This is a genomic window from Paramagnetospirillum kuznetsovii, from assembly GCF_003284725.1.
GTDB classification, from domain to species: Bacteria; Pseudomonadota; Alphaproteobacteria; order Rhodospirillales; family Magnetospirillaceae; genus Phaeospirillum; species Phaeospirillum kuznetsovii.
Genome location: NZ_PGTO01000059.1, coordinates 1 through 989, shown reverse-complemented (window position 1 = coordinate 989; position 989 = coordinate 1). Strand labels below are relative to the sequence as shown.

Sequence of the window (989 nt, the reverse complement as noted above, 5' to 3'; positions counted from 1 at the left end):
ACGTGGCAGTCTCTCGGCCAGGACGGCAGCGGATGGGGTGCGTATGGCCAGCATTTCAACGCCAATGGGACCAAGATCGGCGGCGAGTTCCAGATCAACACCACCACCGCCAGCGATCAATATCAGCCCTCGGTGATCGGGTTGGCGGACGGCAGTTTCGTGGCGACGTGGCAATCATACGGCCAGGACGGCAGCGGATGGGGTGCGTATGGCCAGCATTTCAACGCCAATGGGAGCAAGATCGGCGGCGAGTTCTTGATTAACACCAATATCGTTAGTGATCAGTACATGCCAACGGTAACGGGAATGGCCGACGGCAGCTTTGTGGCGAGCTGGATGTCTGCCGGCCAGGACGGCAGCCAATGGGGTGTGTATGGCCAGCATTTCTATGCCGATGGCACCAAGGCCGGTGGTGAGTTCCAGATTAGCGATGCCAGCTTGAACAGTCAGATGTATCCATCGGTCATTGGTCTCGCCAATGGCAATCTGGCCGTTGGCTATGCAGATACTTCATCTAATACAATGAATATTATGATTAAGGTCCTGGATTCCGCTGATATGCTTAATCGGGACAGCACGATTGCCAATTCCACGATGTCGGGCATGCATGATCAGGCATCCTTGACGGCATTGGCGGATGGAAGTTTCGTGGCGACCTGGATGTCATATGTATCTTACAGTCCAGGCCAAGACGCCAATGGATGGGGTGTGTATGGCCAGCATTTCAACGCTGACGGCACCAAGATTGGTGGCGAGTTCCTGATCAACACCACCACTGCCGGCGATCAATATCAGCCCTCGGTGACCGGGTTGGCGGACGGCAGTTTCGTGGCGACGTGGCAATCATACGGCCAGGACGGCAACGGCTTTGGCGTGTATGGCCAACATTTCGACGCCAATGGGAGCAAGATCGGCGGCGAGTTCCTGATCAACACCACCACCGCCAGCGATCAATATCAGCCCTCGGTGACCGGGTTGGCGGATGGCAG

At 56.4% G+C, this 989-nt stretch carries 1 pseudogene; it reads left to right on the top strand.

Annotation, left to right across the window (positions count from 1 at the left end):
* Nucleotides 1–989: pseudogene (locus CU669_RS21530) on the top strand (beta strand repeat-containing protein); the annotation flags it as partial.